The organism is Providencia sp. AGC89, assembly GCF_053543535.1.
On sequence record NZ_JBIXLP010000017.1, the window covers coordinates 1 to 9,132 of the forward strand.

The following is a 9,132-nucleotide window of genomic DNA, read 5'->3' on the forward strand; positions in this document are numbered from 1 at the left end:
CCTCATAATTCTCGACCTTCTTCTCCCAACGAGTCAGGACACGACGGTAGCGATTCATCCAACTGTGTGTTCTCTCTACAACCCAGCGGTGGGCCTTAAAATCCGTGTTTTTGATGGCTTCTGATTCATCCTTCCGTGACTGAATATGAGGTTCATCGCTGAGCCATCATCTGCTAACTGCCATATTTTCACCTTCAGAAATTACCCGTTATGACATTCTGACAATCCCTTCTGGAGTTAGTTCTTAGTTATCTAGGACAGCACTTTTTTTCTTTTGTTTATTTTCATATAATATATTTTCAGCTATATGTAATGCTTTACGTAAATTGTTGATTTCTTTTTCTGGCTTGCTTATAAAAAGACGAATATTTTCAAACTCCTCTCCTGGAGCTTGAAGGTAGTCATATAGAATTGAAAGGCAGCCTATACAGTTGTACAATGAACAATCATTAAGAATGTTTATTAGATTTTTATTAAGATTTGAATACGTATATATTTTTTTCTCTATGATTTTTTTTGCGATAACATCATCTTTAATATTGAAATTTAGAACGTGTTTAATTAATTTTTCAAGTAATTTATCAAGGTGATTCAGACTTCCATTGATTGCGTGAGGGAAAACTTCATCAAATTTATAATTTTTCTCATCGGTTATTTTACTTATCATGAGGTTATATCTTGCTATTGATTGCATTAGTATAATATTATTTGGGTTTTTTATAATGGGATTTTCCCTGATTTTATTGTTTTCAATGTGGTAAGCAATGGGGTAGTATTTTATATAAATGCTATTGGTGATTAAAATTGAATTAATCAAAGGAATTAAAGAACCATTTCTTATCGTTTTTTTCTTTAATTTTATTTGTAAAGCCAAATCAATAGTTGAAATGGCTGAGTTTAAAAAACCTAAGGGTAGGTTTTTTTTATTTATATTTTTAATAAAATTAAAGGCAGCATCGATTTTTTCATCTTGTAATAATAGTATTATGTCTATAAATGTTAAGTATGGTTTCAATATATTATTTTTGTCGTATTTATTGAGATGTCTTTTGAGTAGGTTAAAATAAGATTTTGAATATGGCACAAGATAATCTAAATTAAATGTAAAACGCTCTATTTCGTAAATAATATCTTTGACAATAGGATTATTCAATATAGGAATATCTAAATAACTAATAATGCTATTAATGACTTCAGTTGAGTTTTTATCGACAATTTCGTCCTCAATTCCTAATATAATTAAGTGATTTTTCCCATCATACAAATAATTGTTTAACTTTGATATTGGTTCATATTCTTTTATTTCTTTTTTTATGATTTTTTCATAGTTATTATAAACGAAATCAAGTAAATTGGTTTCTTTTTGAAATAATAGCAATGTATTTATTGAAGTGTAGGCTACTCTAAGGAGATCAAATTTATAACTTTTTTTATATCCCATCAAGTTGGCGATTGAGAGGCATTGATCTATTGCTGTATTAATTGATGCTGTTCTCTGTTTAGAACTTTTTCTAATATTATCAATTAATGAAATTATTGAGCTGAGATCAATGGAGGGCTCAAAGTTCAGCGACTTTATGTATTTTTTTAAATATTTTTTTGCATTCTGATATATTAATTCTTCATTATTTTTATTGTATTTTTCGCTAAGTAAAAATTTACGTATGTGATAATAAAAATTGAATGGATCTTCTTTTCTATAGCCACGAAGTGTTATATGTATATCTAATGCTATAACTGCAGGTATTACAATTTCAGTAAAACGTATCATTATCTCTTTTGCATTTAAAGTCGATACTAGATTAGTACTGACAAATTTATTGTATAGCTGTTCATATTTGTAAAACAAGACTAATCTGATTTGTTTGTCTAGGCTTTCTTGATTGTCGATCGTATCAATTATTTCATCTAAAGCTTTCGCAAAAAACATTTGGTGAGATGAAAAATTGGAATGATTACGTAAATCTCTTCTATTCGTGTTTTTTTTAAACAGTCCAAGTATTTCATAAACTTTATACAGCATTTCAGCAAATGTGTGTGTAGGCACTTTCATCTCCTTTTGGTCTCCATTTTACTACGGGATATTTTCTCATTGTTTATGGCAAAGTCTAGTTAAGTCATCGGATCAACAAAGGAAAATGAGATGTCCAACCAAAAAGAAACTAGAAATCAGACAAATTCACCATTACGTATTTTACGTATGACTGAGTTAACCGTTATTCTGGGGATATCCAGATCCAGTATTTATGAAAAATTAAACCCTCGCTCGAAGTATTACGATGAGGATTTTCCTAAACCGATTAAGCTGGGGATATCATCAGTTGGATGGCTATACAGCGAGATCGAAAAATGGGTTGCTTCACGTGAAGTTTAATTGTCTATCAAATTAAGGAGCAAGAAAAATGTCAAATGGCAATCCAGAACTATGTTTGCAGTTGAAATTTTTACCTGAATTTTTTCAGCAGTTGATCGGGCACATACACGCTCAAACAGGGGCTAGCACAGATATTATTTTACCTACCCTATTAGGAGTTATGGGTATGGGATGTCACGATAACTTTGATGTTCAACCTATCCAAGGGATTCGCTATCCCACTTCACTTTATACGCTTGTGCTCGCCAAGTCGGGCAGTAAAAAGACGACGGTATTCAGAATGTTGATAGCACCGGTTATTCAGTGGGAAGAAGCACAAAAAAGAGAATATGGTTCAGCACAGGCGGAGTATCAACGGCATGAGGCTATTTGGAAAATAGAGCTAAAAGCTCATGAGAAACATTATCAAAAAATGTTTAAGGATAACGGTGATGTGGCTGAGGCTCGTCGTCAGTTAGATGAATGCCTACAACAAGCGCCTGTTAAGCCGGTTCAAAGGCGTTTAATTATCAATGATCCCACCAGCGAGGCATTAACTCGGGAATTAGGGCAAGGGTATCCAGTGTTAACACTGGCCTCAGATGAAGCAGGGGCTTTGTTTGACGGCAATCTATTTCATAAAATTTCGTTATTAAATTCACTCTGGTGTGGAGAGAGTATTTCGGTGAGCCGTGTTTCACGCGACAGCGACTTTATTTCAGATGCCCGTTTTAGCATCTTGTTAATGTTACAGCCGGAATTGTTTAATCATTATTTGAGGAAAAAAGGCACGAAGTTTCGATATTCTGGTGGGCTAGCCCGTTTTTTATTCGTGGATTTGAACAATTCATTAACTAGGTTGGATGACCTGAACACTTTACGATTAGACGCGCATGCATTTGATGCCTTCTCTTCCGTTTTGATCGCGCACTTAGACAAGTCTGCATTGCGAAGAGAGTATGGTGGTGAACGTCAGTGTATCACATTAACGGTGGAGGCACAAAAATACTGGTATGAACAGCAGCGAATCATATCAGATTGTATAAAGCAGGACACGGCATTTTCACATTATGAGGATTTTATTGCGCGCTATATGGAACATGCGTCGAGAATTGCGGCAGTGATGCAGGTTTTTATGACACCGAATTCAACGCTGATCACAAAAGAAACCTTGAATGCGGCATTTTATATCACACAGTGGTATCTCAATCACTTTATCGCTAAAACTGATGAAACGAGGGAGCCTAGTGATGCTGAAAAACTCCTGTTATGGTTGGAGGAGCATCTTGTCAGTAATAAATCTTATGATTTTAGGCGAAATGACATCATTAAAAATGGCCCCTATTCACTGAGACGCTCTGACCGTTTGCGGCCTGCATTAGAAAAACTACAGCAGGAAGCCAAAGTTCAATTATTCGAAAAAAATGGGATTAACTATGTCAAGTTTACGGGGGCAAGAATGACACCTGAAGAGCTAGCCGAACGATTGAATATTCCGTTGAGTAGCAGAGGAGTATTCATACTCAATAACTCACCAAGATAAGGATAACTTCAGAGTTATTTTTAATAATATCAGTGAGTAGGATTATATCACCAAGCGAGATTTATTGCGGCTTTGGGGAGGGTTGAGTCTGTCTTTTATTAAATGGAATGATGTCGGTATAGGTAATATATATCATCTTACTAAATACAATACTAATTTATAACAATAACACCTATCAATCAACAAAGCAATGTTTATTTAATCACCGTACCTATTGTGTCTATAACTCACTGTGTTATGGATGCGATAGGTACTTAAACACGAATACAGATATCGCTATTTCTATGATAGTAAGGTAATAAAAATGTCAGATTATACATTAACTAAAACAGAATTGGATCAACTGATAACTATCGCGAGTGATCGCTATGATTCCTCGATATCGTATTATATCCTTCGTCGATTACTGGCAGTGGTTGAGAATACACTAGAACACCATAACCGAGTATTTGCAATCCGAGTTGATTTACGATTCGCTCAGGATAGTAGTCCTGATGCCCCGGATATGCCTATATGTTTTCAACGCACGGATGAGCGAGCCATTACCCGTTTTATCGAGTCACTGAAAAGCCAACTGAGAGCCGCACATCATCGTACGGGGCGTTCAGGTACACCAGCACTCCCTTATTATGCTTGGGTAAGAGAACGTAATGAAAGTGAATATCCTCACTACCATTTAGTTTTGTTATTTAATCGAGATATATACGGCTATTTAGGCAACTATTTACAAGATGATGCCAATAATATGGCGACTAGAATACAACGGGCATGGTGTAGCGCCATTGGCTTAGCGTACCCAGACTATGCACCATTAGTTAACTTTCCAGAGAACCCCGTATTTCGATTTGATAGACGAGATGCTCTGACTCGTAATTCTAATTATTTTGATTTCCTATTACGCATGACGTATCTGGCTAAAATGAATACCAAAGAGTTCATGACTGACTTTAGAAACTTTGGAACCAGTCAGGTTTAATTGAGAGGCATTAGCTCAGACTTGAACTAACAGGTTTCGTTGGGTAGAACATAACTAAGCCTGACCGGCTGGTCTGAGCGAGATGCCGACCTTATCATGTTTATCTATCGTGACGATGTCTACAACGAGAACAGTCAGCACAAAGGGGGCAGAAATCATTCTGGGTAAGTAGCGAAATAGACCTATTGGATCGGTGCGCCAGCCTTTCAATGGCCAGTGGTTACGATTTGATAACTACAGTGGATCTCAATTCGAAGAATATTACCCCTGAAAGCCAGGTTGTCCAGGCTTACTAAATTTCCTCTCTCAGATTGCTCTCATTACTTACTCTATATATATCCCATCTAAAAACTTAAATTTAATGGCATTTCAATCTTTAAATTCCATTATAATGTTTTCACTATTTTCAGAATTAATAAAGGAATGTCATGAAAGAGGATATTTTTTTTGAGCGTTGTGGCAATGGGCAAGGGGATACCTTGAATATTTTTATTCATGGTTACTCTGCCGCTTCAACTGAAAGTGATAGAGATAAGCTAAAAAACCATGTAGCTAAAGTAAATGCAAGTGATTCTAATATCTTCGCATTTTGGCCTAGCGGTTCGATATTGAATAATTTCTCTAGCGCAGACCTTTTAGGGATTGCCTTAAAACCAAACCCCTATCTTTTTGCCGTGAATGCCATATCATCTCAAATTGGCGGATTTAAAGCAGTCGAACAAAGTATCAGTAACTTGAAATATAAATTTTACGTTTTATTGGTTCGTTTTTTAAAAAAAAATAGCAAGAAATATGAGGCTATAAATATATATTCTCATTCTCTTGGTGCTAGATTAATCATTGAATCTATTTTAGCAATGAGTGATGAATTTAAAATTATAAATATAAATAATTTAATACTCATGGCAGGAGCAAGAAATCTAAGTAATGCTGAATGCAAAAAATTACTAACCGTGATATCTGGGAATATATACAACATTCACTCAGATGCCGATCTTGTTTTAAAAATCAAGCCTGACTTTGAAAAATGCATAGGTGCACATCCGATTGTGATTGATGAGGAACTAAATGGAAGAATTATGAACAGACCGTTTCACTCGCTAGGTCATCTTGATTATTGGGATAATGTTCATAAAATAATTAATCATTTGGATTTTAATAACAACTCAAGAAAAGAAGTCATGGTTGTCAGTAGTAACAAACCCATTGAGTTCTGCTTGAAAGATGAATCTCTCTATAACGTAATATATTACTCATCAAACAAGGAAAGAGAGGTAATAGCTAAATTATTAAATAAAAGAAATAGTGCCTTTTCGGATAAAGAGCTTGAAACCCAGGCTTTAACAAATGAAATACAGTTGATGGGTGGGGATTCCATCGTAAACAAACTAAGAGGGAATGGTGTTAAATACAATGAAATATTGCTAGATATTTCCGATGAAATTGGAATAAAAAATATAAAAGAGAAAGCAGATTTCGAAATAGAAAGTATGATACTTGATGTAATGATGAATGATTTCAAAAAGGAAATATTAACAAACGGCATGAATAAGGATAAGTGTGAGACAATAGTTAATGCTATTGATACTTATTTGATTGGTAGTGGCAATGATTTTATCGATGTGAACGTTTTCAATGATATTTATGATGTAACAGGTGGTTTTAGAACTATCCATTTTACTGGCCCTGCAACCCAGGTGTTGATTCCAATAGTTATTTTAATAAAGATCCTCAGAGATCGCATTATTAAAAATAATGACTCTTTGATTAATTTTGTAGGATAATTTACTGAGATATTTGAAGTGTAATAAATTCTGACCAGTCAAGCTCATAAGAAAATCACTTGTAAATGGAGCCTGCTAAGTGTAATACGTGCATAAAGGGGAGGAAGCTCCCCCCAGAGCAAGCAACATAACGAGCATGAAGAACTGTGCAAGTGACCTTCAATGGCTACAGTTTATCTATTATTCTGTACCACAATACAACTAGTACTAAAATCCAGCAGCCAGAGAAACTTCCCAACAGCCACCTAAATATTACTGTGCCGCAGATGAAGGTACTGGGCTATGAATGAGGTTTTTAGCAAACACCAATTCATTTAACATTTTCTTTGACCCCGTCACGAGAGATATTTCATTTATCATGCTCAATATTTCCAGCAAAAACAGCCTATCTATAAATTGAATTGGAATAATATTCTTTGCTGAGACTGTAATTTTAACTGACCAATAGCCCAGTATCCTGCAAAATCATTGTTACGACTGACAAAGCTTCCATTAATAGCATTAGCTATGCCACGAGGTTCAATTCTACGCGCCATAATCCCCCCTCATTGCCTACAAAAAAAAATTTTTGAGTTTATTCTTACCCGTTACTTCCGCTTTTGGCACGAAGCGGACCGTCTGACACACTGCGAGGTCTGCTACGAGCGAGGAGCGGACAGCCGGGTAAACTCGTTTTTGGACATTTCTGAGTTACGAATGCCATCAGTGTCTGCCTTGTTCACATAAATAAAAATATGGGAAAACTCTATATCAGTGGCCAGTTTTAGTGAGCCACTACAAGCCCAAATATGGATTCTAATGTAATGAATCAAAAAATACTGCATTATTCACTATTTCCTTTTACTGCATATGATATGATTAACTTTTTGATATTAAACACTTTGTAATGTTTAGTGTTGGGAGTGAAATGAACTTTAATCAAACCACAGTATTGGCTTTCTTTGAACCCTCCAAGGTTAGTTACGAGATCCCTGTATACCAGCGGGCTTATGCTTGGGGAGAGAACAACTGGAATGAATTCTTGTCAGATCTTTATGAGCAAGTAGATGGGGAAAACAACTATTTTTTCGGGAATATTCTTCTTGAATGCGTTGAAAAGAACAAGTTATACGAAATCATTGACGGCCAGCAAAGGGTCACTACCATTACTATATTTGTTCGCTCTCTACTCAATGTATTAAAGACACGAGATGACCTGTCAGAGCATAATTTTGACATTGAAGACACTGAAGAAGCTTTCATCAGAGATAAAAATATTAAACTCCGCCCAGTTGAATATGATCGAAGTTGTTATGACTGCTTAATTGTCGAAAATCAAGATAAGTTTGATGCTTATTCTCCATCACAAAAGAAACTACTTGAAGCGAAAGCATACTTCACTAAACAACTCTCTAAACTTGATACCGCACGCCTTGTCAGTATCCAAGAGAAGCTTGAAAATACCGACCTTACCATCATCGAGTTGGAGGGTAAGAAGGATGCGGCTCTGATGTTTGAACTGGAAAATAATAGAGGCAAAGAATTGACCAATATGGAAAAGGTCAAATCGTATTTCATGTATCAGATGTACGTGAATAGCCCTGCTGACGATGTTGATAACAATATCGAATTTGTATCGAACATATTTAAACGCATTTATCAGGTAATCAACAACATAGAGCGGATTAATGAAGATAGTGTGCTGATTTACCACAACAATGCGTATATCAAGGGGTATGCCTACCGCACTTTGGATGACTTGAAGGAAGCTTTCCGTAACAAAGATGACAAAGTTACCTGGATAAAAGAGTACGTTCGAAGTTTAAACGATTCATTCGTGGCCATAGATAAGTTACAACATGAAAAGAGTATGTATGCGAAAAGGCTGTTTAAACTTGGGATCCCCGCGTACATTTACCCATTCATTATTAAGGGCTACCGTTATAACTCCTCAGATCTCCCAACTCTTTTCCGCATTCTTGAAGTGATAACCTTTAGGGCTAAGCTCATCAATAGTCGGGCAAATATCCAAGAGCGTCTCAATGAAATTCTGCTCTCCTACGATGGCAACAATGCTGTCTTATTAGAAAAAATAGCAAGTAAGCTCAATGATACATGGTATTGGAGTGATACAAATATGAAGAACTATCTACATGGCGGGATGTACGGAAATAATGTACTAAGCTACCTGCTTTGGAGCTACGAGAGTTATCTTCAGAGAGCTGGATATTCAGTCGAAGGGTTTAAGATTACCAACCAACAAATTGAACATATAGCACCGCGCACGCCTACTGATGGAAGTCCTCTCGAAACAGGATATGAACTCAATGAGCAGGGTGAATATTCCGAAGACTTTAGCTCTGAATACCTCAATTGTCTTGGCAACCTGATGCTCATATCAGGGTCGCACAATGCGTCCATCGGAAACAAACCATTTGCCGATAAGTTAATGTCTTACAGAAAGACCCCCATTCTTAACCAACAGGCTGAGATTGCT

The 9,132-nt window shown here is 35.9% G+C and carries 7 protein-coding genes and 2 pseudogenes; 6 read left to right on the top strand and 3 right to left on the bottom strand.

Annotated elements, in window-relative coordinates:
• Both ACIPUA_RS05475 and ACIPUA_RS05480 read right to left on the bottom strand, forming a co-directional pair.
• Positions 1-148: pseudogene (locus ACIPUA_RS05475) on the bottom strand (IS5/IS1182 family transposase); the annotation flags it as partial.
• Between the two features lie 96 nt (positions 149-244).
• Positions 245-2,047: a hypothetical protein gene (locus ACIPUA_RS05480; protein ID WP_043892714.1), complete on the bottom strand. Its 1,803-nt coding sequence runs from the start codon at positions 2,045-2,047 to the stop codon at positions 245-247.
• A gap of 96 nt (positions 2,048-2,143) precedes the next feature.
• Here ACIPUA_RS05480 and ACIPUA_RS05485 point away from each other — a divergent pair, with 96 nt between their 5' ends.
• The 5 genes and pseudogenes from ACIPUA_RS05485 to ACIPUA_RS05505 all read left to right on the top strand — a co-directional run bounded on the left by ACIPUA_RS05485 (position 2,144) and on the right by ACIPUA_RS05505 (position 6,656).
• Positions 2,144-2,374 carry a helix-turn-helix transcriptional regulator gene (locus ACIPUA_RS05485; RefSeq protein WP_008916289.1) on the top strand — a complete coding sequence of 77 codons (231 nt, stop codon included), beginning with the start codon at positions 2,144-2,146 and terminating at the stop codon, positions 2,372-2,374.
• Positions 2,375-2,402: 28 nt separating this feature from the next.
• A complete protein-coding gene (locus tag ACIPUA_RS05490; protein WP_008916288.1) occupies positions 2,403-3,896 on the top strand; it encodes a YfjI family protein in 1,494 nt (497 codons plus the stop codon).
• A 304-nt stretch (positions 3,897-4,200) separates the two neighbouring features.
• Positions 4,201-4,872: an inovirus Gp2 family protein gene (locus tag ACIPUA_RS05495; protein ID WP_281111358.1), complete on the top strand. Its 672-nt coding sequence runs from the start codon at positions 4,201-4,203 to the stop codon at positions 4,870-4,872.
• A gap of 63 nt (positions 4,873-4,935) precedes the next feature.
• Positions 4,936-5,143, top strand: a pseudogene (locus ACIPUA_RS05500) (DnaB-like helicase C-terminal domain-containing protein); the annotation flags it as partial.
• A gap of 157 nt (positions 5,144-5,300) precedes the next feature.
• Positions 5,301-6,656 (top strand): DUF726 domain-containing protein, encoded by a 1,356-nt coding sequence (locus ACIPUA_RS05505; protein ID WP_281111357.1) that lies wholly within the window; start codon positions 5,301-5,303, stop codon positions 6,654-6,656.
• Positions 6,657-7,045: 389 nt separating this feature from the next.
• Here the strand turns inward: ACIPUA_RS05505 and ACIPUA_RS05510 are convergent, their stop codons facing one another.
• Positions 7,046-7,192 carry a hypothetical protein gene (locus tag ACIPUA_RS05510; protein WP_214196068.1) on the bottom strand — a complete coding sequence of 49 codons (147 nt, stop codon included), beginning with the start codon at positions 7,190-7,192 and terminating at the stop codon, positions 7,046-7,048.
• 371 nt (positions 7,193-7,563) lie between these two features.
• Between ACIPUA_RS05510 and ACIPUA_RS05515 the strand changes: the two genes are divergently transcribed.
• Positions 7,564-9,132: DUF262 domain-containing protein (locus tag ACIPUA_RS05515; RefSeq protein WP_449059405.1), on the top strand; the 1,569-nt coding region annotated here is incomplete at its 3' end.